Raw genomic sequence first — 25,729 nt, forward strand, 5'->3', positions numbered from 1 at the left:
GATGGTAGGCCGCACGCTAGCTACAGGGTCAGACCCCGAACGACGAGATCGAGCAGGGCACACACGAACAGGGCAATCCCGATGAAGCCGTTGACGGTGAAGAACGCCCGGTTGAGCCGGGACAGATCGTGCGGCCGCACGATCGTGTGCTCGTAGAGGAACGCCCCGGCGACGATCACCAGGCCCACCCAGAAGAAGACCCCGGCCCCGATGGCGAGGACGTACCAGACCAGGAGGCCCATCGTGACCGCGTGGCAGGCCCGTGCGCCCCACAGCGCCGCCGGGATGCCGAAGCGGGCCGGGACCGACATCACGCCGTGGGCGCGGTCGGCCTCGACGTCCTGGCAGGCGAAGATCAGGTCGAAGCCGCCGATCCAGACGCCGACCGCGAGGCCGAGGATCACCGCGTCCCAGGACCACGTCCCGGTGATCGCGATCCATGCCCCGACCGGACCCATCGCCTGGGCGAGGCCGAGGATCGCGTGCGGGAAATCGGTGAACCGCTTCCCGTAGGGATAGACGACCATCGGCACGACCGCGATGGGCGCGAGCGCGAGGCAGAGCGGATTGAGCAGTGCCGCCGCACCGAGGAAGACCACGAGCGCGATGCCCGCCCCGGTCCATGCGGACCGCACGGACACGGCGCCCGTGACCAGCTCCCGCCCCGCCGTGCGCGGGTTACGGGCGTCGATCTCGCGGTCGATGATCCGGTTGCAGGCCATCGCGAAGGTCCGCAGGCCCACCATCGCGACCGTGACGAGCAGCAGCTTGACCCAGTCGATGTGCCGGTCGAGCCGGAACATCGCCGTGAGCGCGGCGATGTACGCGAACGGCAGCGCGAAGACCGAGTGCTCGATCATCACCAGCCGCAGGAACGCCTTGGTGCGGCCCGGACCCGGTACCGCCGCAGCGGACGCGCTCACAGGCCGTACTCCTTCCAACGGCGGTCGACCAGGGCCGCCGTGGCCGGGTCGGAGAGCACCATGTTCGGCCAGCCCCCGTCCCGTGTGTAGCCCTCCTCGGGCCACTTCTTCGTCGCGTCGATGCCCGCCTTGCCGCCCCAGAACTGCTGGTACGAGGCATGGTCCAGGTGGTCCACCGGCCCCTCGGCCACGGTCAGGTCGCGGGCGTAGTCCGTGTTGCCGAGCGCGCGCCACGACACCTCGTGCAGATCGTGGACGTCGCAGTCGGAGTCGACCACCACGATCAGCTTCGTCAGCGACATCATGTGCGCGCCCCAGATGGCGTGCATGACCTTCTGCGCGTGCTTCGGGTACTTCTTGTCGATCGAGACGATCGCGCAGTTGTGGAAGCCGCCCGACTCGGGCAGGTGGTAGTCCACGATGTCAGGCACGATGATCTTGAGGAGCGGGAGGAAGAAGCGTTCCGTCGCCCGGCCCAGCGGCCCGTCCTCCGTCGGCGGGCGGCCCACCACGATCGACTGGAGCAGCGGGCGCCTGCGCATCGTCACACAGTCGATGGTGAGCGCCGGGAAGTCCTCCTGCGGCGTGTAGAAGCCGGTGTGGTCGCCGAAGGGGCCCTCCGGAAGCATCTTCCCCGGCTCCAGCCAGCCCTCGATCACGACCTCCGCCTGCGCCGGGACCTGCAGCGGCACGGTCTTGCAGTCGACCATCTCGATCCGCTTGCCCTGGACGAAGCCGGCGAAGAGGTACTCGTCGATGTCGCCCGGCAGGGGCGCCGTGGAGGCGTACGTCACGGCCGGAGGGCAGCCGAAGGCGATCGCGACCGGGAGCTTGTCACCGCGCCGCGCCGCCACCTGGTAGTGGTTGCGGCTGTCCTTGTGGATCTGCCAGTGCATGCCGATGGTGCGCTTGTCGTGGCGCTGGAGGCGGTAGAGGCCCAGATTGCGCACGCCCGTGTCCGGGTCCTTGGTGTGGGTCAGGCCCAGGTTGAAGAAGGAGCCGCCGTCCTCGGGCCAGGTGAACAGCGCGGGCAGCAGGTCCAGATCGACGTCGTCCCCGCGCAGCACGACTTCCTGTACCGGGGCGTCCTTCACCTTCTTGGGCGGTACGTGGGTCATGGCGCCGAGCTTCCCGAACGCCTCGCGCACCCCCACGAATCCGTGCGGCAGTTCCGGCTTCAGCAGCCCGCCGATCTTCGCGCTGATCTCGCCGTACGACTTCAGGCCGAGCGCCTTGAGGAGCCGGCGGTCCGTCCCGTACACATTCATCGCGAGCGGCATGGACGAGCCGCGCACATTCTCGAAGAGGAGCGCCGGGCCGCCGGCCTTCTGGACCCGGTCGACGATCTCCCCGACCTCCAGATACGGGTCGACTTCGGCCTTGATGCGCTTGAGGTCGCCCTCGCGCTCCAGTGCGCGGAGCAGCGAGCGAAGATCGTCGTAAGCCATGCCGTCCAGTATCTGCCACTCGCTAGGCTGGAGCTGTCACGGGGGCCGTTCGTACGGTCCCGATCTCCGCACGCAGGGGGCCGCCAATGCTTCGGGTACTGATGTTCTTGGTGCCGCTGGCGCTCAGCATCTATGCCTTCATCGACTGCATCTCCACGGACGAGAAGGAGATCAGGTACATCCCCAAACCGCTCTGGGCGATCCTCGTGCTGCTCTTCCCGCTCGTCGGCTCGATCTCCTGGCTGCTCGTGGGCAAGGACCGGACGGTGAAGCGGCCCGCGCGGCGCGGCGAGTGGGTGGCCCCGGACGACAACCCGGAGTTCCTGAAGTCGCTCGACGACGACACCCACCCGGATACGGACCGCGGGAAGGACCGCGGGACCGGCCGGGGGAAGGATCAGGAGCGGGACGGGGACACGGGCGGCGGCCAGGCCTGACCGCCGGAGCTCGCGCCGGACGGGCCTCCACAGGAGAGTGGGGACATGGACCAGGAGCAGGCACGGCACTGGCTGGCCACCGCACTCGCCGAGGCCCGCGCGAGCCTGGCGGAAGGCGGTATCCCGATCGGCGCGGCGCTGTACGGCGCGGACGGCACGCTTCTGGGCCGCGGCCACAACCGCCGCGTCCAGGACGACGATCCGTCGCTGCACGCGGAGACGGCGGCGTTCCGCGCGGCGGGACGCCGCCGCTCGTACCGCGGTACGACGATGGTCACCACCCTCTCCCCCTGCTGGTACTGCTCCGGACTCGTCCGGCAGTTCGGGATCACCCGGGTCGTCGTCGGCGAGGCGAGCACCTTCCCCGGCGCCCACGGCTGGCTCCATGCGCACGGTGTGGAGGTCCTGGTCCTGGACGATCCCGACTGCACGGCCCTGATGCGCGGATTCATCGACAGGCACCCCGAGCTGTGGAGCGAGGACATCGGCGATGGCGAGTGACCGTACTTCTGGGACCCCTGCGGCCTCTGGGCCCGCATCGGCTGCCGGAGTGTCTGCGACTGCTGGGATTCCTGCGTCGCCTGTCCCAGGCGGCACCGCCACGATTCCGGTGATCGACCTGGAGCCATGGCTCTCCGGGGACCCTGAGGCCCGCAGCCGGACCGCCGCCACCGTCGATGCCGCCCTGCGCACCGCCGGGTTCCTGCTCGTCACCGGGCACGGCGTGGACCCGGAGCTGCGGACGCAGATCCGCGAGCGGGCACGCGGCTTCTTCCGTCTTCCGCCTGCCGCGAAGGAGCCGTACGCGGTGAAGGTCGGCGGGCGCGGCTGGCTGGGTCCGGGAGCAGAGGCCAACGGCTACGCGGAGGGTACGCAGACGCCGCCCGACCTCAAGGAGTCGCTGTCCTTCGCGGCGGATCGCCCGACCGGCGTCCCGGCCGTCGACGCGGAGTGGTTCCTGCCGAACACCTGGCCGGACGAGGCTCCAGGGCTCAGGCCCGCGGTGGAGACGTATCTGCGGCAGATGCGGGCGCTGTCGGACCGGCTCCTCGAGCTGCTCGGTGTCGCCCTGGGCGAGCCGGAGGACTTCTTCACCCGGCACACCACGCATCCGACCTGGGGCTTCAACATCAACTGGTATCCGGGCCGGGACACCGTCGGCGAGCCGCGGCCGGGCCAGTTCCGCATCGGCCCGCACACCGATTTCGGCACGGTCACGGTCCTGGACCGGCAGACCGGCAAAGGCGGCCTGCAGGTCTTCACCGACGAGGGCGGCTGGCAGGACGCCCCGTGGGCGCCGGACTCACTGACCGTCAACATCGGCGATCTGATGGCCCGCTGGACGGACGGCCGCTGGTGCTCCGGGCGTCACCGGGTGCTGCCGCCGCCCGCCGACGTACCGGCAGAGGAACTGATGTCACTGGTCTACTTCTACGAGTGCGATCCGGGTACGGACGTCCGGGGCATCGACTCGCACACGTATCTGCGGGCCCAGCTGGACGCGATCACTGCCGGCTGACGTACTCGTCGCGGAGCTGCCGGAAGCGGTCCGGGGTCCATGACGACCAGTCGGCGGGCCGGCCGTCGAGCGCGTCCTCGAGGTACTCGAAGTGCTGATGCCAGCCGGCCAGGCCGTCGAGGCGCCGCTCGTCGCTCCCGGTGAACTCGTTGGTGAAGCGCAGCACGGCGGCGAGGGAGTCGGCGGGCGCGGGCTCCATGTGGAACCGGATCCGTCCGTGCCGCTCGACGGTGTACTCGGCCACGGTCTCCATGTCCCAGGCCGTCACCTGTCCGGAGACGACCGTCCCCTCCCCCTCCGCTCCCGCGTTGAGCCATCGCAGCGTCACACCGCCGCCCAGGTGCGGCTCCAGCAGATCGGCGGCGGCCAGCCACTGAGGCAGGCCCTCCGGGGTGGCGACGGCGGCCCACACCCGCACCACGGGGTGCGGCAGATGCACCACGAAGTGCAGGAGATGGGTCGTGCCGTCCTCTCCGTCGCGCGTCTCGCTGGTGCCATGAGGGATCGCTTCGGTCATGGCACCAGCGTCGCCCGGCCCGGCCGGGCCCGCGACCGTGTCTCACCCACCCGGCCGACCACGGTCCCGCCGGGACGGCGTGACGGCGGGGCGGAACCGGCTCGCGGGGCTCAGACCCCGGCGTACGAGTGGAGGCTGTTCACGAAGAGATTGACGCCCCAGTAGTTGAAGAGGAAGCAGGCGAAGGCGATCAGCGCGACGTAGGCGGCCTTGCGGCCCTTCCAGCCCGCCGTCGCACGGGCGTGCAGATACGCGGCGTACGCCACCCAGGTGATGAAGGACCAGACTTCCTTGGCGTCCCAGCCCCAGTAACGGCCCCAGGCGTCGCCGGCCCAGATCGCGCCGGCGATGATCGTGAAGGTCCAGAGCGGGAAGATCGCGGCGTTGATGCGGTAGGAGAACTTGTCGAGGGAGGCCGCGGCGGGCAGGCGCTCCAGGACGGAGCGGGCGAAGGAGCCGGGATTGCCGCCGGTCGCCAGCTTGTTCTCGTACGAATCGCGGAACAGGTACAGCAGCGTGCCGACCGCGCCGAGGTAGAAGACCGCACCGCAGAAGATCGCGGTGGAGACGTGGATCCACAGCCAGTACGAGTGCAGCGCGGGAACGAGCTGGTCGCTGTCGGTGTAGAGCCAGGTGACGGCGATGCCGAGGTCCAGCAGGACGGTGGTGACCAGGGGCAGGCCGATCCACCGGACGTTCTTCCGGGCGGCGAGGAAGCCGAGGTACGCGGCGACCGCCACCGTCGAGAACGTGGTGGAGAACTCGTACATGTTGCCCCAGGGCGCCCGCTGCACCGACAGGGCCCGGGTGACGACGCCCGCCGCCTCGATGAGGAAGGCGAGGGCGGTCAGCGAGACGGCGATACGGCCGTACATGTCGCCCTGCTGGTCGTCGCCCGCGGCGCCGGGGCCGTCAGGAACGTCGCGCTGCCCGGCGGCCGTCCGGGTGACGACCTTGGGACGCTCCAGGACGGCGGTACCACCGGCCTTCTGCGCGACATGGACCGTCACCCCGGCCTGCGCCGGCGCGCCGCCGGTGAGCGCGGCGGCGGTCCGGCCGACCTTGCTGCGGCTGCCGAAGGCCCATTCGGCGATATGGGCGAAGAAGGCCAGGGTGTAGACGGCCATCGACGAATAGATCAGCCAATTGCTGATCTGCGCCAGATTCTCGTTGGTGGCGGCGGCGAGGATCACTGGTCAGCCCCTCGGGAGGTGGGTTCGGCAGGTTCTACTGCGGGGTCCGGCGCGGTCGGCGCCTGGGCGTTGAGCGTGACGGCCAGATCCGCCAGTTCCTCGGGAAGCTTCGCGGACTCGCTGCGGCCGAGTCCCGCCATCTCGACGACGGTGAGCCCCTCCGGGGAGTCGTCCCGTACGGCCCGGACCCAGACCCGGCGCCGCTGGATGAACAGCGAGCCGACGAGGCCCGCGATCGCGGCGATCGCCCCCGCGAGGGCGAGTCCGTTGCCGGGCTGCTGGGCGATCTTGAAGCTCGCCCACTCCCTGATCTCGTTCTCGAAGGTGACGGAGCCGGCTCCGTCGGGCAGCTGCATCACCTCGCCGGGCTTCAGCGTCTGCTTGAACACATTGCCCTGGGCGTCCTTGAAGGGCGTCATCTTGCTGGTGTCCAGCTGGTACACGTTCTGCGGAAGACCGGCGTTGACGCGCAGGTCACCGTGGTACGCGCCGAGGTTCAGCACCGGGAAGGCCAGCCCGGGGAACTGCGAGAACATCTGGCCCTGTCCCTTGCCGGCATACGTGGGGACGAAGAACGCGGGCAGACCCAGCTGGTCCTTCTTGCCGTTCTTGTCCCGGTAGCCGTCCATCACCTTGACGACACCGGTGGAGGTGATGTTGTTGTCGATGGGCAGGAGCGGCACGGCGCCCTGGTGGACGATCTTGCCCCTGCCGTCCCGGACGGTGACGACGGGCGCGTAACCGTGGGAGAGCAGATAGACCTTGGAGCCGTCGATCTCCAGGGGCTCGTTGACCCGGATGACGCGCTTGCGCTCCTCGCCGTCGGCGCCCTCGGTGTAGGTCACGGCCGCCTCGAAGGTCCGCGGGGTGCCGCGCTGCGGGCCACGGGTCTCGTACGTACCGGTGAAGCTGTCCAGTCTGAAGCTGAACGGCGCGAGATCGTCGATGCCGAACATCGAGCCGGACTTGAAGTCGTCGTACTGGGTGAGGGTGTTGGAGAAGCCGCCGCCCTCGACGATGAGCTTTCCGCCCTCGGACTTGAAGAGCTGCCCCACGGCGAACGCGACCAGCATCACGATCAGCGCGACATGGAAGAGAAGGTTGCCCACCTCGCGGAGGTAACCCTTCTCTGCGGCGACCGCGTCCCCGGCGATGTGCGAACGGAACCCGCGCTTCTTCAGCATCGCGAGCGCGGCCTCACGGACCGCCTCCGGGTCAGCCTCGGTGCGCCACGTCGTGTGGACGGGCAGGCGGGTCAGCCGCTTGGGCGCGGCCGGCGGACGGCCGCGCAGCTGCCCGGTGAACTGCCAGGTGCGGGGCACGATGCAGCCGATGAGCGAGACGAACAGCAGGATGTAGATCGCGGAGAACCACACCGAGCTGTAGACGTCGAAGAGCTGGAGCTTCTCGAAGACCGGCGTCCAGAACTCGTTGTTCGCCTTCCAGGTGCGCACCTTCATCTCGTCCACGCTGTTCTGCGGGATGAGAGAGCCGGGGATCGCACCGAGCGAGAGCATGAAGAGCAGGATCAGCGCGACCCGCATCGAGGTGAGCTGCCGCCAGAACCAGCGGACCCAGCCGAAGGTCTCACGGCCTGCCCAGGCGACCGCACCGGCGGCGCCCGGTGCGCGCGGGCCGCCGAAGGAACCGGGTACGGCCTGCTCCTGAGGGGCGGTGGAGAGCTGCTCGCCGGCCTTCCCGAGGTCGCCGTGCTCGCCGGAGTCCTGAGTGGCGGTGTTCTCGCCGGACTCCTGGGCGGCGTTCTCCCCGGACTCCTGGGCGGCGGTGTTCTCGCCGGTCGTGTCGGTCTTGCTCATGGATCAGATCCCCACCTGGAAGCCCTTGGACCAGCCCTGCATCTCCTGCACGAGGATGTCCCACGCACCTGTGAGCAGCAGCAGACCGGTCGCGATCATCATGCCGCCGCCGATCCGCATCACCCAGGCATAGTGCCGCTTCACCCAGCCGAACGCACCGAGCGCCTTGCGGAAGGCGACGGCGGCAAGGATGAACGGCAGGCCAAGCCCCAGGCAGTACGCGAACGTCAGCAGCGCACCGCGGCCCGCGCTGGCCTGCTCCCAGGCGAGGGCGTTGACGGAGCTGAGCGTCGGGCCGATGCACGGGGTCCAGCCGATGCCGAACAGCGCGCCCAGGACGGGCGCCCCGATCAGTCCCGTCGTCGGCCGCGTGTGGAAGCGGAACTCACGCTGGGTGAGAAAAGGCATCAGGCCCATGAAGAAGATCCCCATGAGGATCATCAGCACGCCGAGGACCGTGGTGAGGGTCTCCCGGTACTCCTGCAGGGTCGAGCCGAAGTAGCCGAACAGCGCCCCGCCGGAGACGAAGACGGCGGAGAAGCCGAGGACGAACAGCGCCGCTCCGGCGGCCATCCGGCCCTTCCTGGCCTCCGCCAGATCGGTGCCGGTGACACCGGTCACATAGGAGAGATAGCCGGGGACCAGCGGCAGCACGCACGGGGAGAAGAAGGAGACGAGGCCTCCCAGTACGGCGATGGGCAGCGCGAGCAGAAGTGCGCCGCTCTGGACCGTCTCGCTCACGCTACTTCTCCGCGATCAGCGGGTCGATCATCGAGCGGAGCGCCTTGTCGTCGAGGGCCCGCAGGGCGCGCGCCGCGATCTTCCCGTCCCGGTCGATGACGATCGTGGAGGGAATGGCCTGCGGGTTGAGGCTGCCCTTGGGGAACTTCAGGATCAGTTTGCCGATCGGGTCGTGGAAACTCGGGTAGGTGACCCCGAATTCCTCCTCGAAGGCCTGCGCGGGGGCGGTCCGGTCGTCACGGGTGTTGATGCCGACGAACTCGACGCCCTTGGCCTTGGTGTCCTTGGCGACCTGCTCCAGGTACTTGGCCTCGCTGCGGCAGGGCGTGCACCAGGAGCCCCACACATTCATGACGACGATCTTGCCCCGGTAGTCGGCGAGGTCGAGCTGCTCGCCCGCCAGGTCCTTGCCGGACAGCTCCGGGGCGGCCGTCCGCTCCCCCTTGGCGACGGTGGAGATGCCCCCGGTGTTCGTCACGAAGTTGGTGTCGCCACCGCCGCCGGACTTGCCGTTGGTGTCACCGCTGCACGCCGACAGCGCGAGCGTGGCCGCAAGGGCACCGGTGCCGGCGGCCAGTAGGGTGCGTCGAGGGGCGCGGACAAGGCTCATGTGAAAAGTTTCGCATGGGCCCCGCGGGGATCTTCCGCACCCCCCTTGCTGCCCGTAACGCCCCTTGTCAAGGGCGTTTAAAGAACAGCCGGACCGCAGTCGCTATGCGGCTGCTTTGAGGAAGGTCTTCCAGCCGCCCGCCGGCGACTGGCCGACTTCGAGCGTACGGAGCTTCGCAAGGATTTGCGGGTCCTGGACGTCCAGCCAGTCGCAGAACTGGCGGAACGACACCAGGCGTACGTCCTTCTTGCCGGCCATGCCCTTGAGGGCCTCTTCGACGGCGTCCATGTAGATGCCGCCGTTCCACTGCTCGAAGTGGTTGCCGATGAAGAACGGCGCGCGATTCGACTCGTAGGCGCGGTTGAAGCCGTTGAGATACGCGTCGGCGGCCTGTTTGCGCCAGCCCGGATAGCGCGAGGGCATGCCCTTGGTCGAATTCTGCGACTGATTGGCGAGGATGTTGTAGTCCATCGAGAGCACCTCGAAGGAGTGACCGGGGAACGGCATCGCCTGGAGCGGCAGGTCCCAGACCCCGCCCCGCTTCTCGGGCCACTTCTGACGGCCGCCCGGCGAGCTGGCGTCGTAGCGCCAGCCGAGCTTCTTCGCGGTCGGCAGCAGATTGTCCTGGCCGAGCAGACAGGGGGTACGGCCGCCCACGAGTTCCTTGCGGTAGTCGAAGGGCAGCGGATCGATGTCCTTCCAGCCGCTGTTCGTCTTCCATTCGGTGACGAAGGACACGGCCTGGTCGATCTCGCTCTGCCACTGCGCGGCCGTCCAGTTCCCGACCGAACCCGACCCGGCGCAGAAATGCCCGTTGAAGTGGGTGCCTATCTCATGGCCGTCGAGCCAGGCCTGCCGGACGTACTTCAGGGTCTCCTTGATATGACCGTCCGTGAGGTAGCCGATGTCCGACGCGCCGATCCGGTTGTTCGGCGGCCGGTAGAGCGTCTTCTTCGACTCGGGCAGCACATAGATCCCGGAGAGGAAGAAGGTCATCGCCGCGTCGTGGTTCTTGGCGAGTTCCAGAAAGCGCGGGAAGAGTCCGTTGCCGACCTCGCCCGCCCCGTCCCAGGAAAAGATCACGAATTGCGGCGGGGTCTCGCCCGGCTGGAGCGGAACGGGCCTGTCCGGCTGGTGCGGCTGCTTTCCGGTGTCGGCGGTCGAACCGTCACCTATGAGCCGGACCGGCTTGGGGGCGGGGCCGGACGGCTTGCCCCCGCCGCCGCCCCCGCCGCCGTTACCGGCCCGTCCCGGGCCGTCGCCTCCCGAGCCGGGGCCGCAGCCGGCGATTCCCATCGCCGCCGCGGCGCCAAGTCCAGCTCCGAGCAAACCCCTTCGGCTGATATCACGCATACCGGCCCTCCCCGTCGTTCGCTTACGCCCCGCCGTGCAGTCAGGTCGCGACTCACGTGCGACCAATGAGTTAGATGGCGTGGCGGACCGACGGGTTCCAGGGATTGACGCGGACCTTGCCGCGCGGCCGGACCGTTATGCGCCGAAGGCCTTCGACTTTCCCTTCACGGGCTTGGCACCGGCGAGGAGATGCGCCGGAACAAGGTCGCGGGCGGGTTCCGAGTAACCCACCGAAACGATCTTGTCGCCCCTGAACGTGAAACTCGTCAGCGAGGCCAGCGTGCACTGCCGGCGGCGCGGGTCGTGCCAGAGCCGGCGCCGCTCCACATAGCTGCGCACGATCCAGATCGGCAGCTGATGGCTCACGAGCACCGCCTCGTGGCCGCGTGCCGCGTCCCGTGCGGAGCCCAGCGCGGCCATCATCCGGACCACCTGCTCAAGGTAGGGCTCACCCCAGGAGGGCCGGAAAGGGTTGGTGAGGTGCTTCCAGTTGCCCGGCTTGCGCAGGGCGCCGTCGCCGACACCGAAGGTCTTGCCCTCGAAGACGTTCGCGGCCTCGATCAGCCGCTCGTCGGTGTCCAGGGTCAGGCCGTGCGACTTGGCGATCGGCGCGGCGGTCTCCTGCGCACGCTCCAGAGGAGACGCCACCACATGGGTGATGTCCCGGTCCGCGAGGTGCTCGGCGACCCGGTCGGCCATCGTCCGGCCGAGGTCGGACAGGTGATAGCCGGGCCTGCGGCCGTACAGAACGCCGTCCGGGTTGTGCACTTCGCCATGACGCATGAGATGAACGACGGTCGTTTCCGTACTCATGTCCGTGCCGGTCATGCGGTGGCCTCCGCGGCGGCACGGGCGGCGGCCGGCAGCGCCGCGGCGATCCGCTCGATCGCCGCGTCGTCGTGGGCGGTCGACACGAACCAGGATTCGAAGGCGGACGGCGGGAGGTAGACGCCCTGAGAAAGCATCGAGTGGAAGAACGCGTTGAAGCGGTGGGCCTCCTGCTTCCTGGCGTCGTCGTAGTCGCGCACCTCACGCGCGGTGAAGAAGACCGAGAACATGTTGCTCGCGGTCTGCAGCCGGTGGGCCACGCCCTCCTTGGCCAGCGCCTCCGTCACCAGGGCCTGGATCTGCTCGGAGACCGCGTTCACCTTCGCGTACGCGGCGTCGTCGAGCAGCCTCAGCTGAGCGAGACCGGCGGCGGTGGCGACCGGGTTACCGGAGAGCGTGCCCGCCTGGTAGACGGGCCCGGCCGGGGCGAGGTGTCCCATCACATCGGCCCGGCCGCCGAAGGCCGCGGCCGGGAAGCCGCCGCCCATGACCTTGCCGAAGGTCATCAGGTCCGGGGTGACGCCGTCGATGCCGTACCAGCCGGCCTTCGAGGTACGGAACCCGGTCATGACCTCGTCGGAGATGTACAGCGCGCCGTTCCTGGCGCACGCGTCCTTGAGCCCCTGGTTGAAGCCCGGCAGCGGCGGGACCACGCCCATGTTGCCCGGCGACGCCTCGGTGATCACACAGGCGATCTCGCCCGGGTGCGCATGGAAGGCGGCGTTGACCGATTCCAGATCGTTGTACGGCAGCACGATCGTGTCGCCCGCCTGAGCGCCCGTGACACCCGGGGTGTCCGGCAGACCGAAGGTCGCCACACCGGAACCCGCCGCGGCCAGCAGCGCGTCCACGTGCCCGTGGTAGCAGCCGGCGAACTTGATCACCTTGGCGCGCCCGGTGAAGCCACGGGCGAGCCGGATCGCCGACATCGTCGCCTCCGTACCGGACGAGACAAGTCTCACCTGCTCGACCGGGGCGACCCGTGCGACGATCTCCTCGGCGAGCACTACCTCGCCCTCCCCCGGCGTACCGAACGAGGTGCCGCGTGCGACAGCCTCCTGAACTGCGGCGACGACCTCGGGGTGGGAGTGGCCGAGGATCATCGGACCCCAGGAACACACGAGGTCGACATACTCGCGACCGTCCGCGTCGGTCAGGTAGGGACCGGTGCCGGAGACCATGAACCGGGGCGTACCGCCCACGGCACGGAAGGCGCGGACCGGAGAGTTCACGCCGCCGGGCGTCACGAGGGACGCGCGGTCGAAAAGCGTCTGCGAAACTGGGGCGTCATAGGGAAAGCTCACGGAATCCATGGTGTCAGAGGACCCGGACGTTCTTGCGGACAGGTGTTTCACCACACGTCCGCGGGGGAGGTCACTGTCACGATGATCGGGTTGCGCGGCCGGCGCTGTGCGTCCTAAAAGCAGTCGGGTGGAGATATGCATCGCGGTGGCGGACTGGGCGAGGGGACTGACGACCTGGGTCCCGAGCCTGCCCGGCGGGGAAGGCACCGGCGGCACGAGGCGCGTGAGCCCGTGGAGAGCAGGGGTGGCCGGGGTATGGGGGTGACATACAAATACTTCGGCGCACCGGACGGCGCCACGGCTGCCCGGGTGCCCATTTCCATGCGCCCCGAGGAACTGGGCGGCGATGAGCTCGGCATGGGTGGAATGTTCACCAAGATCAAGCCCGAGACGATAGCCGCGATGGTCCTCACGGGCATCCAGGGCATGCCCCTGCACAAGGTGCCGCCGCTGGAGCTGGTGGTGCTGCACCCGGACTACGCGGTGGTGAAACTCCCCATGACCGTCGTCGACCCGCTGCGCGGCATCGGCGAGGAGTCGGTGGGCGCGGCGGCGTTCATCTGGTCGACCGTCCCGGATCGCGGGGGTCCGCGGGACGCGTTCAACGTGTACCAGCTGCTGCACGAATGGCAGGACTTCTCGGTGCGCCTGCACGAGGCGGGGCATCAGCCGTACTGCCTCGTGTGGCCGTGACCTGCGGTCTCAGAGGTCGCTGACAGCCGTTCGCGGGCACCGTCCGGCCCTGCACGTCAAGGCGCCGTCCCGGTGGTGGCGGACGCGTTGTGCCCTGCGCACTCTCGGCAGTGCGCCGTTTGCACAGGCGTCGCACGGGACGAGCCGCCCCGGAGCCTTGCCGGCCGGACCTTTGGATTCCGGCCAACGTCCCGCCCGGGTTCTGCATCGAGGAAGCCGGGTCCCGCACAGCTCCGCCACGGCCAAGCACGATCGTCGAGGCTCCCCGAGCGCCGGCTGCGGCCCGGCCGGACCGGCCGTTCTCGTCGAGGCGCCGGCCCTGTCTCGCGGTTACGAGCCGCTGGACCATGGCCTGATCGTTCCCCGTCCCCTGCATCCTCTTTCCAGGCCGGCCGCGAAGTCGTCGGACCGTCCGCCTCGACCAGGGCCATCTGCTCGACGTGTACGGCCCTGACGGAACGCCCCTGCACAAGTACGACACCACTGTGGCGAACAGGTCCTGATACGCAAACCGTTCACCCGTGTCCGGCGGCGGCACCCGGGTGCGTCACGAGCGCGGCAGACGCCGACGGGCGGCTACCATCGCCGCCACCGCCCGCCGCGACCGAGGGAGTTCGTCCGTGCCTCACCCGCGCATCGGCGTCGCCGTCCTGACCATGGGGAACCGGCCCGCCGAACTGCGCGCCCTGCTCGACTCGGTCGCCGGGCAGGACATCCCCGCAGCCCGGGTCGTCGTCGTCGGAAACGGCACGCCGCTGCCCGGACTCCCGCAAGGCTTCATCGGCGTGGAGCTGCCCGAGAACGTGGGCCTCACCGCAGGCCGCAACATCGCCATGGACGAACTCCGTGCCCGTGGGGACGTGGACGTTCTCGTGGACCTCGACGACGACGGCCTGCTGATCGCCCCCGATGTGTTCACGCGTGTCGCCGAACTGCACGCCGCCGACGACCGGCTCGGAATCGTGAGTTTCCGGATCGCCGACGAGACGGGCCTCACCCAGCGCCGCCACGTACCCCGGCTGCGGGCGGGCGAGCCGCTGCGGGGCGGGGAGGTCACCACTTTCCTCGGCGGCGGCCACAGCCTGTCGATGCGGATGCTGGACGAGATCGGGGGCTGGCCGGACGCGTTCTTCTTCACCCACGAGGAGACCGACCTCGCCTGGCGTGCGCTGGATGCCGGCTGGCGGATCGTCTACGAGCCCCGGCTCGTCCTCCAGCACCCGCGCACCTCCCCCGCCCGGCACGCGAACTTCTACCGCCTGACCGCCCGCAACCGCGTCTGGACGGCCAAACGCCGGCTGCCCGCCCTCCTCGTGCCCGTCTATCTGGGTGTCTGGATCGTGCTCACGGTCGCCAGGACCCGCTCGGCGAGCGGCCTGCGGGCCTGGTTCGCGGGCTTCGCGGAAGGCGTGCGTACCGCTTGCGGTCCGCGCAGGCCGATGCGGTGGAGGACGGTCGTCCGGATGGCACGGCTCGGACGACCGCCGGTGATCTAGGGCCGCCCGTTCGGGTCTTGCCGGGTTCGCGTGTCCTGGCGCCGCACCTCGCTGCGTTGTCGTCGGTCACCGCCGGACCCCACTCACCGGCCCCGGCCTGATCCGGACGAAAGACCCTGGGCGGGCCGCGTACGCGAAGCGTGCCCGGCACCACAGACCGGCGCGCAGGCAGCTGAGTACGGGAGACGGCTGCGTACGGAAAGATGCCCCCGGTGCCACCGGGCGGTGCGGCAGGCGCGGTCCGATGCCCGGGATCAGAGCCAGCCGTTGCGGCGGAAGCCGCGGTGGATCACCAAACACGCGACGACGATGACGCAGAGGACGACCGGGTAGCTGTAGGTCCAGCGCAGCTCCGGCATGTGCTCGAAGTTCATGCCGTAGACCCCGCACACCATCGTCGGTACGGCCACTATCGCCGCCCACGCCGTGATCTTGCGCATGTCCTCGTTCTGGGCGACGGTCATCTGCGCCAGATGCGCCTGCAGGATCGAGTCAAGCAGCGAGTCGTATCCGTTGATCTGCTCACCGGCCCGGGCGAGATGGTCGGAGACGTCCCTGAAGTACGGCCGTATGTCCGGGGCGATGAGTGAGGCAGGCTGGGTGGCCAGGGCCTCCAGGGGGCGGTTCAAGGGGGACAACGCCCGCTTGAACTCCAGCAGTTCCCGCTTGAGCTGGTAGATCCGCCCCGCCTCGCTGCGGCCCGCCTCGCCACGCCCCGCATGTTCGGAGAAGACGGCCAGCTCGACGGCGTCTATGTCGTCCTGCACGGCATCGGCGACGGCGAGGTACCCGTCGACGACGAAGTCCGCGACGGCGTGCAGCACGGACGAAGGCCCCTTGGCGAGCTGCTCGGGGACGGTCTCCAGAGCCTCACGCAAGGGGCCGAGCGATCCGTGCCGCCCGTACCGAATGGTGATCACGAAATCCCGTCCGGTGATGACCGTGATCTCGCCCGTCTCCACGACCTGGCTGGTGGCCGTCAGTTGGTCGTGCTCCGCGTAACCGACGGTCTTGAAGACGGCGAGCAACGTGTCGTCGTACGGCACGACCTTGGGCCGGGGGTGCTCGTGAACGGCGTCCTCGACGGTCAGCGGGTGCAGACCGAACAGCTCGGCGAGCGAGGCGAACTCCTCGTGCGTCGGCTCGTGCAGACCGATCCAGACGAAGCTGTTGCTGCCGGGAGCCGCGCTGTTCTCCTTGCGCACGCGGCGCAGCGCCTCCTCGGCCGGGCAACTTCCCGTCTGCCTGACGCCGTCCGCGTACCCGACGCAGTTGACGACGGCGCTGCCGAGCGGCGACCTGGCCGGGTGGCTCAGATCGACGGTACGACGGTACGCACGGCGTACCGCGCGACGCAGGTTGCGGATCATCGACAACGCAGGCTCCCGAGCGGTTCTGGGGGTCTTCCCCAGCCACCTTCTCCGACCGAAAGTCGCTTGTCCATGACGGCCGGTTCGCGGGCGCGGGCCGGTCGAGGCAGTGGGGTGGCCTGCGGGCGGGTCCTGCCGCGATCCCGCCGTGCGGCTATCCGGACATCCTTTTGACCGGTGAACCCGCCTCCAGCCGACCGCCGCGACCGCCGATGTCCACAGTGCACCCCGTCGTGGGTGCACCCGTCATGTCATCGCGTCCCATGCCGCTTCCCGCGCGCGAAACGGTGTCATGACAACCGGATATCCGGACATCAAGGCGACGTCCCGCTCGACATCCAGTTGACATCCAAGGAGGCCCCGGCGTGGGTGACGTCCTGCTGGCCCTGTGCATCCCGCTGACGGTCTGCGCAGGCGGCATCTACGCGGTGTGCGAGAGCTGGTGGCGGCGCGGACGCCCGGCGACGCCGCCGCCGTACTCGCACGCCGCGGCCCGGCTCGCGGAGCGGGAGATGCTGGTGGCGGCCGAGGAAGTCGTGGCGGAGGCGTACGCGCGACTCGCGGCGTTCTACGAGGAGGCCGCCCATGGCCACGTGCACGGCGACGGCGATGTGCACGCCCAGGTGCACGGCAGCCTGGGCGACAACAGGCGTCGGGAAGTGCCGGGGCACGTGTGACGGCGTGCTGCGCGGCGTCACAGGGGACGGCACGGCCAGGGGGCCGGCCCGCTGACGGGTCACCTCGGCGCAGAGGCGGGTCGTATCAGCGCGGGCTCCACCGCGGGTCGCGCCCTGTCGCCGCCAGCAGCCTCCCGAACGGGGACGCGCCCTCCGGCACCCCGGCCGGCTCGCCGAACACCCCCCACTTCCGGGCCGTCGGGGCCATCTCCTCGACCGCCGGACCGAGTTCGGTGACGACCTCCGGATCCGGTCCGTACGGCTGACCGGTCGCGCGAGCGAGGTCCCAGATGTGCACGGTCAGATCCAGCAGCACCATGTGCCCGACCGTTCTGGCCGGTAGCCCGAGCGTGCCCGCGGTGCCCGTTTCCGCGTCCGGAGCGGCCCAGGCCTTGACGAGGCGCCGCGTCTCGTCCTCGAAGAGGCCCTGCCAGTCGCCGACGCCGGACCCGTCGCCGGCGGAGACGCGGTCGGGCGTCGTGGAGAAGTCGGAGTCCTGCTTGGCGGCAAGCGCCTGGAAGTTGACGATCACGTGGAGGAGGTGATTGATCAAGGCGCGTACGTCGTACTCGGGGCACGGGGTCGGCGCTGTCATGTCCTGCGCCGTCACCCCCTGGACGACGGGCATCGCACGGACGGTGGTGGCTTCGAGCAGTTCACTGATGGCCTTCATGCCGATGACGCTGGCAGCCGCGGACCTCCGCGTCTTGAACAAACGCGACATAGGATTCCGGCCATGGGCAGGAGAAGCGAACCGGGCGCGACGGCCGGTCCGCATCCATCGCGCGAACCGCAGCCGACGGGCGGTCCGGCACCATCGGGCGGTCCGGCACCGTCGGGCGGTCCTGCACCGTCGGGCGGTCCGCGACGCGACACCCGGGGCATCGTCGACGCCCCGGAGCTCTTCGCACGGGTCCGCTTCCGGCGCCGTGAGCCGGCCGAGCCGCTGCGGCCCTATCTGGAGCACTACTGGCTCATCGACTGGGACCTCGCCGAGCCGTACGCCTCCCATGTGGTCCCGCATCCCTCCGTGAACGTCGTCTTCCAGCGCTACGGGGACGAGGAGCCCTGGGGCGAGGTCGCGGGTGTCGGCCTCGAGCTCTTCACGAAGAAGCTGGCGGGACGGGGCCGGGTCTGCGGTGTCCAGTTCCGGCCGGGCGGTTTCCGGCCGTTTGCGCCGGGCCGGGTGGTGTCGGAGTGGACAGGGCGCCGGGTTCCGGTGGGCGACGTGTTCGCGATGGCGGCGGGTCCGGCCGGATCAGCGAGTGCGGAGGGCGCGGCTCGGGCCGTCATCGAACCCGACGACGAGGACGCGCGGGTCGCGGCGCTCGACTCGTTCCTGCTCGGGCTCGGCCCTGCGGCCGATCCACAGGCCGAGCGCGCGATGGCACTGGTCGAACAGGTCCGTACCGACCGCACGATCCGCCGTGTCGCCCGACTCGCGGATGCCGAGGGAGTGTCGGAGCGCACGCTGCAACGGCTCTTCGCGGCGTACGTCGGCGTCGGCCCCAAGTGGGTCATCCTGCGCTATCGCATCCACGAGGCACTGGAGCGCGCCGAGGCGGACGGGCCGGGCACCGGCGGCGAACCGGACTGGCCGGCTCTCGCGGCCGAGCTCGGCTACAGCGACCAGGCCCATCTCGTAAGGGACTTCACGGCGACGGTCGGGGTGCCCCCGACGGCATACGCCGCTCACCCGCCCAGGTGAGGGCCGTCGGCCCGGCAGTTGTCAGACGCGGGGCGTACGGTGCGGGACATGGCGGACAGCACACCGGCGGTACGGATCGAGCCCTGGGCGGAGGGCGACTTCCCCCTGCTCCAGGCGGCGAACGCACCGGAGTTGATGCAGCACCTCGGCGGCCCGGAATCGGACGAGAAGCTTGCCGAGCGGCACCGGCGGTACGTGGCGTTGACCGCGGACCGCACCGGTGGCGGCCGGATGTACCGGGTGGTGCTCACGGACGGCGGCGAGGCCGTCGGTTCCATCGGCTTCTGGGAGTCCACCTGGCAGGGGGAGAAGGTGTACGAGACGGGCTGGAGCGTCCTGCCCGGCTTCCAAGGGCGCGGGGTCGCCACGGCGGCCACGCGCGCGGTCGTCGCGGAGGCGCGGGCGGCGGCCAGGCACCGCTATCTGCACGCCTTCCCGTCCGTCGGCAACGCTCCGTCGAACAGCGTCTGCCGCAGGGCAGGCTTCTCGCTGCTGGGTGAGTGCGAGTTCGAATACCCACCGGGCAGGCCGATGCGCGGCAACAACTGGCGCATCGATCTGCTGGTCCTCCCTTCGGACCACCCAAATCCATCTGGCCCTTCCTGATCACCGGCCCCTCCCGGTCTCCCGGTCCACCCGGACCACCTGGCCCCGGGAGCTGACCGGGTTCCCGTGCCCGCCGCACACCTCGTCGCTGCGGCATGCGCCGACGCCCGGGCCCGCACGAGGCACTGCCACGGAATGCCCTGGCTGGCGCGGGTGGCCCGGTGGCATGCTGGCGGCGTGACACGACCCGAGATCCACATCAGCTTCGCCCCCGAACTGCGGCTTTTCGTCGCAGCGGAGCGCCGCGACGGACGGACGCCGCACGTCACCGACGGGGCCTCGACGCTCGGTCACGTCGTCGAGTCGCTCGGTGTTCCGCTCACCGAAGCGGGGCGGCTGCTGGTGGACGGCCGCCCGGTCCAGGTCTCCCACGTCCCCGCCTCGGGCGAGCACGTCGAAGTGCTCGGCATCGACCGTCCGCAGCAGGTGCCCGGCGCACCGTTGCGCTTCCTGCTCGACGTCCATCTCGGCACCCTGGCCCGGCGGCTGAGGCTGCTGGGCGTCGACGCGGCGTACGAGAGCGAGGACATCGGGGACGCGGCGCTCGCCGCGCTCTCCGCGCGCCAGCAACGCGTCATGCTGTCCCGGGACCGTGGCCTGCTGCGCCGCCGGGAGCTGTGGGCAGGGGCGTACATCTACAGCGACCGCCCCGACGATCAGCTCCGTGACGTGCTTCAGCGGTTCACGCCCGCTCTGGCGCCGTGGACCCGCTGCACGGCGTGCAACGGGTCACTCGCGGACACGGACAAGGAAACCGTCGAACACCACCTGGAGCAGGGCACGCAGCGCTCCTACGACGTGTTCGCCCAGTGCACGGCGTGCGAGCGCGTCTACTGGCGGGGCGCCCACCATGCCCGGCTGGAGGCGATCGTCGAGGGCGCAATGCGCGAATTCGGCGACGCGGCCGTCTAGGGTCTTTCGTCTTCCTCGCGGCCGTGCGAGCCCCGGCCTCCGTGCTCCGGGCTGCCGGCGGCACGGGACGCAACCGACGGGATGCAGCACGGGACGAACCGGCCCGTCGGACGCGGGAACGGCCTGCTCACGGGCTCTCCGCGGTGAGGTACCGCTGAATCGTGGGTGCCGGCCAGGCGGTCACGTCCTCCCTGGTCAGGTCGACGCGGGCGGGATGTGCAGCACATGGCGGGCGAGCGCCATCCCCAGGATCTGAGAGGTGGCGAGCGCCGCCCGGCGCGGGGCCTCGGCGGGGACGAGGCAGAGGCCGGCCGCCATGGGCGCGAGGCAGACGGCAGACGGCAGACAGCGAGCCGGCGCCATCTGGACGAGGTGCGCGGGATCGCCCGCGAGGCGACCCCGCGGCCACGCCCCCAGGGCCGTGTCCGACAGGCCTCGGGGCAGAGCCGGGAAGCGGACCCCGGCCCGGGCCTCGGGCCCGGACCGCAGAGCCGGACCCCCGGTCCGGACCTCGGGCCCAGACCGCAGAGCCGGACCCCGGCCCGGACCTCGGGCCCGGACCGCAGAGCCGGACCCCGGTCCGCGCCTCAGCCTCCCGGCCACGGCTCAGAAGACGTACCCGTCGCCCGTTGCCGGCACGAGCACGGCGTGCTCGTCGTTGGCGTGATTGATGTCGACCGCACCGCCGTTCCATGCCGTTGCGACATCCATGACGATCTCGGAGGGCCGTCCTGCGACCCGCAGATCGAGCATGATCCCTTTCCCGGTGCTGCCCGCCCTCAGCGCGCCTGTCCGGCACAGCACCACCCGGTCCCCGCCCCACAGACACGCCGAAGGGAGCGGCCCGCCGCCCGTAGGCGGCACCGAGAAGATCAGTCGCACGGTCGCGTCGGACACGGGTGACGGGCCATGGTTGTCGCTCTCCAGCCACACGGCGACCCGGCCGTCCCACAGCGAGACATAGCCGTGGTGCGCCACATCCGCCTCCGTAACGGGCATCGCGGCTTCCTCCACGGAGAGCACAGCCGCCCCGTCCGCCGCCGCAGTGCGGGCGCCGGCGCCCGCGCCCGCGCCCGCACTCGCGCCCGCGGCCGACACGACCACCGCCATCGCGGTGGCCGCCGCGAACAGAGTTCCACGCATCACCTGCATGCCCGAAAGATACCGATTATCAACCTTTAGGGCTGACTCCCTGTCAGCTCGGCGAGTCCGCAGACATCGGCATCCACGGTCCGCCCTGCGGCGGACGATGATCACGTCCGCCGCCGCGGAGCCGATGGCCACCACATATCCTGATCAGTGGCCACTGGTACCGATCACTCACCGAGGAGCCGCCATGACCGCCGCCCCCATCGCCGTCGTCACCGGAGCGAGCAGCGGTATCGGTGCCGCGACAGCGCGGGGCCTGGCCGCCGCGGGCTACCACGTGGTCCTCACGGCCCGCCGCAAGGACCGTATCGAGGCCCTCGCCGCCGAACTCACCGACGCCGGCCACCAGGCCGCGGCCCACACCCTCGACGTCACCGACCGTGCCGCGGTCGACGCCTTCGCCGCCTCGCTCGAGGGCTCCGGCCGGGGCCAGGTAAAGGTGCTGGTCAACAACGCGGGAGGAGCACTCGGCGCCGACCCGGTCGCGACAGGCGACCCCGGCGACTGGCGCCAGATGTACGAGGTCAACGTCCTCGGTACGCTCCACATCACCCAGGCCCTGCTCCCCGCCCTCACCGCCAGCGGCGACGGCACGGTCGTCGTTCTCTCCTCGACGGCCGCGCACGGCACCTACGAAGGCGGCGCGGGCTACGTCGCCGCCAAGCACGGCGCCCGCGTCCTCGCCGAGACCCTCCGACTCGAGATCGTCGGCACCCCGGTCCGCGTCATCGAGATCGCCCCGGGCATGGTCAAGACCGAAGAGTTCGCCACGACCCGCTTCCGCGGCGACACGGAGAAGGCCGCCAAGGTCTACGAGGGTGTGGCGGAACCCCTCACCGCCGAGGATGTCGCCGACACGATCACCTGGGCCGTGAGCCGTCCCTCCCACGTCAACATCGACCTCATGATCGTCCGGCCCCGCGCCCAGGCGTCCAACACCAAGATCTACCGAGAGCTCTGAGGACCCCACGGCTCCGAGGTCGCATGCCCCACCTCGGCCGTCGGCCGCTGCAGCGGCGGACACCGCACGACGAGCGGTAGGGCGCCCCGGCCTCCTCAGCCGGCGCTCCGCGTCCGGGACCGCTGCCGGGCCGTCCGGCGCTTGAACGCTCGCCGTTCGTCCTCGCCGAGTCCGCCCCACACGCCCGCATCCTGACCGTGCTCCATGGCCCACTCCAGGCACTGTTCCCGAACCGGGCACCGTCGGCAGACGGCCTTGGCCTCGGCCACCTGCAACAGGGCGGGACCGGTGTTGCCGATGGGGAAGAACAGGTCGGGGTCCTCGTCGAGGCATGCCGCCTCTTGACGCCAGTTCTCGTACTCCACAGGGAGCGCCTCCTCCGTTCACAGACGTTTGTCGGTCCCTTCTCGGGTCGCCGACGATCGGCCGCTGAAACTACCGATGCGCGCGAACGTCTGATCCGGCCGAAATCGACCTGGTGCCCCGGACCGCGGCCGGGCCCTCCGGCTCATCTTCCGGCCCGCTCCGTCGAGGCTACAACTGGGTTCACATCACGGTGGGTTCACCGCGGCGTACTCGTCCGCCGCCGGTGAAGACGCCACCGCGCTCCTCGCTTCGGGCGAGCTGCGCGCGGGACATGAGCCTCCGGTTCGATGAGTGGGTCAGGTGTCAGCAGCCGCCGGATGCGGCCGGGGCGCCGACGCCGATCTGGAGCGTGCTGGGGGCGGCGCAGCAGCCGCCGCCGTCGCCGGCCTGAACGGTCTCGGGCTCGTCGAACAGACCGGCACCGCCGCACACGCCCGTCCCGGGGAGAGTCAGCTCCACGCGCTCCGCGGCCTCCTGGTCGCCGGCCAGGGCGGCGGCGATGGAGCGCACCTGCTCGTAGCCGGTCATGGCGAGGAACGTCGGGGCGCGGCCGTAGGACTTCATGCCGACGAGGTAGACGTCCTTCTCGGGGTGCGAGAGTTCGCCCACGCCGTGGGAGTGGACGGTGCCGCAGGAGTGGACGTTCGGGTCGATCAGCGGTGCCAGCTCAACGGGGGCCTGGAGTCGTTCGTCGAGCCCGAGGCGCAGCTCGGAAACGAATGAGAGGTCGGGGCGGAAGCCGGTGAGAACGATGACCTCGTCGACCGGGTCCAGGCGGTGGCCGTCCTCGGCCACCAGGACCAGCTGCTCGCCGCTCTTCTCGAGCGCGGTCGTACGGAAACCGGTGACGGCATCGGCGTACCCGTTGTCCACCGCGGCCTTGGCCGCGAGGCCCAGTGCGCCGCGGGCGGGGAGCTGGTCGGCCTCGCCACCCCCGAAAGTGGATCCGCCGATGCCGCGCCGCAGGATCCAGACGGCATGCGTGCCGGGGACGTCCTCGGCGAGGTCCGCCAGGTGGGCGAGGGCGGTGAAGGCGGAGGCACCGGAGCCGATGACGGCGGTGCGCTTGCCCGCGTAACGCGCCCTGACGGCTGGGTCCTTGAGGTCGGGGACGCGGTAGGAGATGCGATCGGATGCGGTGTGCTCGCCGAGGGCCGGGAGGCCGTCGCCGCCGATCGGGCCAGGGGTGGACCAGGTACCGGACGCGTCGATGACGGCGCGGGCGGTGATCCGCTCCTCGGAGCCGTCGGCGTTGAGGACGTGGACGGTGAAGGGCTGCTGTTCCCGGTCTGCGTCCACGACGCGGTCGCGGCCGAGGCGGGAGACGCCGGTGACGCGAGCCCCGAAGCGGACCTTGTCGCCCAGCACGTCGGCCAGCGGCTGGAGGTACTCGGCGGCCCAGTCGCCGCCGGTGGGGCAGACGTTGCCGTCGGGCTTCACCCAGCCGGTGGGGGCCAGGAGCTTCTCGGCGGCGGGGTCCACGACCTCGGTCCAAGTGGAGAACAGCCGCACATGGCTCCACTCGCGCACGGCGCTGGCCGCGCCTTCCCCGGCCTCCAGGACCAGGGGCGCAAGGCCCCGCTCGGCGAGGTGGGCGGCGGCGGCCAGGCCGATCGGACCGGCTCCGATCACCACGGTGGGCAGGGCCTCGGTGGGCGCGTTCACGTTGACTCCCCGTTCTGTTTCGACGTCTGTCGATGGATCGCATTGCCAGCATGGCTGCTGCTTCGACGAACGTCAACATAGACATCCGTCAAAACAGGTCGATCGCTGATGGAGTCTCCCGATGTCCCACCAGCGCGGCCCACCCCGCCTCCCGACGCGGCGCCTGCCGTGTGGCCGCGCATCTCACCAGGTCGCAGTGGGTACGACAGCACCTGGGCGCTTGGTTCGACGTGTGTCAACATAGATAGATGTCGAACATTGAGGTGCTGCCGCTGCTGGAGCCCGAGGCCCCCGAGGTCGTGGCGCCGTGCTGCCCGCCGCTGACCGAGCGCCCGCTGACGGCGGAGGAAGCCGTACGCACGGCGGCAATGTTCAAGGCGCTGGGTGACCCGGTCCGGCTGCGTCTGTTCTCTCTCGTCGCCGCGCACGAGGGCGGTGAGGCGTGCGTCTGCGACATCTCCGACGTCGGCGTCTCCCAGCCCACCGTCTCCCACCACCTGAAGAAGCTGAAGGAGGCGGGCCTGCTCACCTCGGAGCGGCGGGGCACCTGGGTGTACTACCGGGTTGAACCCTCCGCGCCGGCCGCGATGGGGCAGATGCTGCGGCACTACGGCGCCTGATGGTCGGACCGGGGGCCTGGCCTACGGCGCGAGCCACTCCGCCTGGAGCTGGGGAGCCACGTTGGTCTCTCCCGTGAACAGCCAGTTCGAGGTGGCCACACTTCCGGTGGTCTGGAAGACCCTGAGGGAGATCACGTCACCGACATTCAGCTGAACAATCGTCGACACGTCCTGCGAGGTGCCCATGCCGACCGGGTCGTCCGCGGTGTCCTGCCCGTCAAAGGCGACGACACTGCCGTTGACGGAGATACGAAGCTGACGCTGCCCCTCGTCATTCGCAGTGAAGTCCCAGAGAATCCTCCCCTTGAGGAGGTAGCGCCCGGCGGTGTTGACCTCCAGCGTCGAGTTCGCCGAGTCGAACATCGTGTCCGTGTCGTAGGCAGCGCCGTTAAAAGTGATCTGGGTCTCGGCGTTGGTCGGGATGGCCTGAGATTCGGCGGCGAAGATGCTCGCACCGACATCGACCGTGGACCCGGCAGGCCCGGTAGCTCCGGTCGATCCCGTAGCCCCGGTCGATCCCGTAGCCCCGGTCGGTCCCGTAGCTCCGGTCGGTCCTGTCGGTCCCGTAGCCCCGGTCGACCCCGTCGACCCCGTAGCCCCGGTCGGTCCCGTAGCCCCGGTCGATCCCGTCGACCCCGTAGCCCCGGTCGATCCCGTCGACCCCGTAGCCCCGGTCGATCCTGTCGGGCCGGTCGCACCCGTCGGCCCCGTCGCGCCCGTAGGGCCCCTCTTGCACCTGTCCTTGCCGCCGCGGCCCGACCCGTCCCTGCACGTGCCGTCTCCGCCGCCCGGGCCGCTCGACACGCTCGCGCGTTC

General features: G+C 70.2%; 28 protein-coding genes. 11 read left to right on the plus strand and 17 right to left on the minus strand.

From position 1 onward, the window contains the following. Window positions 1-20: 20 nt before the first annotated feature. Together mqnP and ACFU5O_RS10985 are read right to left on the minus strand one after the other, a co-directional pair. On the minus strand, window positions 21-923 hold the full coding sequence (gene mqnP / locus ACFU5O_RS10980; RefSeq protein WP_384238823.1) for a menaquinone biosynthesis prenyltransferase MqnP: 903 nt from the start codon (window positions 921-923) through the stop codon (window positions 21-23). Further along, the gene (locus ACFU5O_RS10985; RefSeq protein WP_384238824.1) at window positions 920-2,371 is read right to left on the minus strand and encodes a menaquinone biosynthesis decarboxylase; all 1,452 of its coding nucleotides are present in this window, start codon (window positions 2,369-2,371) and stop codon (window positions 920-922) included. The genes mqnP and ACFU5O_RS10985 overlap by 4 nt, the downstream gene beginning before the upstream one ends. Window positions 2,372-2,457: 86 nt before the next feature. Between ACFU5O_RS10985 and ACFU5O_RS10990 the strand changes: the two genes are divergently transcribed. The 3 genes from ACFU5O_RS10990 (at window position 2,458) to ACFU5O_RS11000 (ending at window position 4,327) form a co-directional block, all read left to right on the plus strand. Continuing rightward, complete coding sequence (locus tag ACFU5O_RS10990; RefSeq protein ID WP_384238825.1) at window positions 2,458-2,808, plus strand: PLDc N-terminal domain-containing protein; 351 nt, start codon at window positions 2,458-2,460, stop codon at window positions 2,806-2,808. Window positions 2,809-2,853: 45 nt separating this feature from the next. Further along, entirely contained in the window at window positions 2,854-3,309 is a 456-nt protein-coding gene (locus tag ACFU5O_RS10995; protein ID WP_384238827.1) for a nucleoside deaminase, read from the plus strand. Window positions 3,310-3,418: 109 nt separating this feature from the next. Further along, entirely contained in the window at window positions 3,419-4,327 is a 909-nt protein-coding gene (locus ACFU5O_RS11000; protein ID WP_384238828.1) for an isopenicillin N synthase family dioxygenase, read from the plus strand. On the opposite strand, the gene ACFU5O_RS11005 is transcribed toward ACFU5O_RS11000, so the two are convergent. From ACFU5O_RS11005 to hemL, 8 genes are all read right to left on the minus strand, one after another. Then, window positions 4,314-4,844 carry an SRPBCC domain-containing protein gene (locus tag ACFU5O_RS11005; protein ID WP_384238829.1) on the minus strand — a complete coding sequence of 177 codons (531 nt, stop codon included), beginning with the start codon at window positions 4,842-4,844 and terminating at the stop codon, window positions 4,314-4,316. The two genes, ACFU5O_RS11000 and ACFU5O_RS11005, sit on opposite strands and share 14 nt — an antisense overlap. Window positions 4,845-4,954: 110 nt before the next feature. Then, window positions 4,955-6,037 carry a c-type cytochrome biogenesis protein CcsB gene (gene ccsB / locus ACFU5O_RS11010; RefSeq protein ID WP_384238831.1) on the minus strand — a complete coding sequence of 361 codons (1,083 nt, stop codon included), beginning with the start codon at window positions 6,035-6,037 and terminating at the stop codon, window positions 4,955-4,957. Beyond that, on the minus strand, window positions 6,034-7,854 hold the full coding sequence (locus tag ACFU5O_RS11015; protein ID WP_384238833.1) for a cytochrome c biogenesis protein ResB: 1,821 nt from the start codon (window positions 7,852-7,854) through the stop codon (window positions 6,034-6,036). Before ACFU5O_RS11015 ends, ccsB begins: the two co-directional genes overlap by 4 nt. Window positions 7,855-7,857: 3 nt before the next feature. Further along, entirely contained in the window at window positions 7,858-8,595 is a 738-nt protein-coding gene (locus ACFU5O_RS11020) for a cytochrome c biogenesis CcdA family protein (RefSeq protein ID WP_384238834.1), read from the minus strand. Window position 8,596: 1 nt separating this feature from the next. Further along, window positions 8,597-9,205: a TlpA family protein disulfide reductase gene (locus ACFU5O_RS11025; RefSeq protein ID WP_384238836.1), complete on the minus strand. Its 609-nt coding sequence runs from the start codon at window positions 9,203-9,205 to the stop codon at window positions 8,597-8,599. Between the two features lie 102 nt (window positions 9,206-9,307). After that, window positions 9,308-10,558: a hypothetical protein gene (locus tag ACFU5O_RS11030; protein ID WP_384238838.1), complete on the minus strand. Its 1,251-nt coding sequence runs from the start codon at window positions 10,556-10,558 to the stop codon at window positions 9,308-9,310. A gap of 135 nt (window positions 10,559-10,693) precedes the next feature. Beyond that, the gene (locus tag ACFU5O_RS11035; RefSeq protein ID WP_384238840.1) at window positions 10,694-11,386 is read right to left on the minus strand and encodes a histidine phosphatase family protein; all 693 of its coding nucleotides are present in this window, start codon (window positions 11,384-11,386) and stop codon (window positions 10,694-10,696) included. Next, on the minus strand, window positions 11,383-12,699 hold the full coding sequence (hemL, locus tag ACFU5O_RS11040) for a glutamate-1-semialdehyde 2,1-aminomutase (RefSeq protein WP_384238842.1): 1,317 nt from the start codon (window positions 12,697-12,699) through the stop codon (window positions 11,383-11,385). The genes ACFU5O_RS11035 and hemL overlap by 4 nt, the downstream gene beginning before the upstream one ends. A 126-nt stretch (window positions 12,700-12,825) precedes the next feature. On the opposite strand from hemL, the gene ACFU5O_RS11045 reads away from it, so the two are divergent. Continuing rightward, the gene (locus tag ACFU5O_RS11045) at window positions 12,826-13,383 is read left to right on the plus strand and encodes a hypothetical protein (protein ID WP_384238844.1); all 558 of its coding nucleotides are present in this window, start codon (window positions 12,826-12,828) and stop codon (window positions 13,381-13,383) included. Window positions 13,384-14,003: 620 nt separating this feature from the next. Beyond that, on the plus strand, window positions 14,004-14,879 hold the full coding sequence (locus ACFU5O_RS11050) for a glycosyltransferase family 2 protein (protein ID WP_384238846.1): 876 nt from the start codon (window positions 14,004-14,006) through the stop codon (window positions 14,877-14,879). Window positions 14,880-15,133: 254 nt separating this feature from the next. On the opposite strand, the gene ACFU5O_RS11055 is transcribed toward ACFU5O_RS11050, so the two are convergent. Next, window positions 15,134-16,249, minus strand: coding sequence for a magnesium and cobalt transport protein CorA (locus ACFU5O_RS11055; protein WP_384238848.1), 1,116 nt, complete (start codon window positions 16,247-16,249; stop codon window positions 15,134-15,136). Between the two features lie 365 nt (window positions 16,250-16,614). Here ACFU5O_RS11055 and ACFU5O_RS11060 point away from each other — a divergent pair, with 365 nt between their 5' ends. Next, window positions 16,615-16,926, plus strand: a complete 312-nt coding sequence (locus tag ACFU5O_RS11060; RefSeq protein WP_384238850.1) for a hypothetical protein — start codon at window positions 16,615-16,617, stop codon at window positions 16,924-16,926. Between the two features lie 85 nt (window positions 16,927-17,011). Here ACFU5O_RS11060 and ACFU5O_RS11065 read toward each other — a convergent pair whose 3' ends face one another. Continuing rightward, the gene (locus ACFU5O_RS11065) at window positions 17,012-17,599 is read right to left on the minus strand and encodes a TIGR03086 family metal-binding protein (protein WP_384238852.1); all 588 of its coding nucleotides are present in this window, start codon (window positions 17,597-17,599) and stop codon (window positions 17,012-17,014) included. Between the two features lie 63 nt (window positions 17,600-17,662). On the opposite strand from ACFU5O_RS11065, the gene ACFU5O_RS11070 reads away from it, so the two are divergent. From ACFU5O_RS11070 to ACFU5O_RS11080, 3 genes are all read left to right on the plus strand, one after another. Next, the gene (locus tag ACFU5O_RS11070) at window positions 17,663-18,634 is read left to right on the plus strand and encodes a DUF6597 domain-containing transcriptional factor (protein ID WP_384238854.1); all 972 of its coding nucleotides are present in this window, start codon (window positions 17,663-17,665) and stop codon (window positions 18,632-18,634) included. Window positions 18,635-18,682: 48 nt separating this feature from the next. Further along, the gene (locus ACFU5O_RS11075) at window positions 18,683-19,240 is read left to right on the plus strand and encodes a GNAT family N-acetyltransferase (RefSeq protein ID WP_384238856.1); all 558 of its coding nucleotides are present in this window, start codon (window positions 18,683-18,685) and stop codon (window positions 19,238-19,240) included. A gap of 135 nt (window positions 19,241-19,375) precedes the next feature. Then, a complete protein-coding gene (locus tag ACFU5O_RS11080) occupies window positions 19,376-20,152 on the plus strand; it encodes a Mut7-C RNAse domain-containing protein (RefSeq protein WP_384238971.1) in 777 nt (258 codons plus the stop codon). Between the two features lie 195 nt (window positions 20,153-20,347). Here the strand turns inward: ACFU5O_RS11080 and ACFU5O_RS11085 are convergent, their stop codons facing one another. Beyond that, window positions 20,348-20,470: a hypothetical protein gene (locus ACFU5O_RS11085; protein ID WP_384238858.1), complete on the minus strand. Its 123-nt coding sequence runs from the start codon at window positions 20,468-20,470 to the stop codon at window positions 20,348-20,350. 288 nt (window positions 20,471-20,758) lie between these two features. Next, entirely contained in the window at window positions 20,759-21,304 is a 546-nt protein-coding gene (locus tag ACFU5O_RS11090) for a hypothetical protein (protein ID WP_384238860.1), read from the minus strand. Window positions 21,305-21,488: 184 nt separating this feature from the next. Between ACFU5O_RS11090 and ACFU5O_RS11095 the strand changes: the two genes are divergently transcribed. Then, window positions 21,489-22,262, plus strand: coding sequence for an SDR family NAD(P)-dependent oxidoreductase (locus ACFU5O_RS11095; RefSeq protein ID WP_384238861.1), 774 nt, complete (start codon window positions 21,489-21,491; stop codon window positions 22,260-22,262). A 95-nt stretch (window positions 22,263-22,357) separates the two neighbouring features. Here the strand turns inward: ACFU5O_RS11095 and ACFU5O_RS11100 are convergent, their stop codons facing one another. Together ACFU5O_RS11100 and ACFU5O_RS11105 are read right to left on the minus strand one after the other, a co-directional pair. After that, window positions 22,358-22,627: a WhiB family transcriptional regulator gene (locus tag ACFU5O_RS11100; RefSeq protein WP_384238863.1), complete on the minus strand. Its 270-nt coding sequence runs from the start codon at window positions 22,625-22,627 to the stop codon at window positions 22,358-22,360. 304 nt (window positions 22,628-22,931) lie between these two features. Beyond that, window positions 22,932-24,293, minus strand: coding sequence for an NAD(P)-binding domain-containing protein (locus ACFU5O_RS11105; RefSeq protein ID WP_384238865.1), 1,362 nt, complete (start codon window positions 24,291-24,293; stop codon window positions 22,932-22,934). A gap of 248 nt (window positions 24,294-24,541) precedes the next feature. On the opposite strand from ACFU5O_RS11105, the gene ACFU5O_RS11110 reads away from it, so the two are divergent. After that, on the plus strand, window positions 24,542-24,913 hold the full coding sequence (locus ACFU5O_RS11110) for an ArsR/SmtB family transcription factor (protein ID WP_384238866.1): 372 nt from the start codon (window positions 24,542-24,544) through the stop codon (window positions 24,911-24,913). A 21-nt stretch (window positions 24,914-24,934) separates the two neighbouring features. Here ACFU5O_RS11110 and ACFU5O_RS11115 read toward each other — a convergent pair whose 3' ends face one another. Then, window positions 24,935-25,276, minus strand: coding sequence for a hypothetical protein (locus tag ACFU5O_RS11115; protein WP_384238868.1), 342 nt, complete (start codon window positions 25,274-25,276; stop codon window positions 24,935-24,937). Window positions 25,277-25,729 lie beyond the last annotated feature (453 nt).

It is taken from the genome of Streptomyces sp. NPDC057445 (genome assembly GCF_042802855.1).
Classification (GTDB): Bacteria; Actinomycetota; Actinomycetes; order Streptomycetales; family Streptomycetaceae; genus Streptomyces.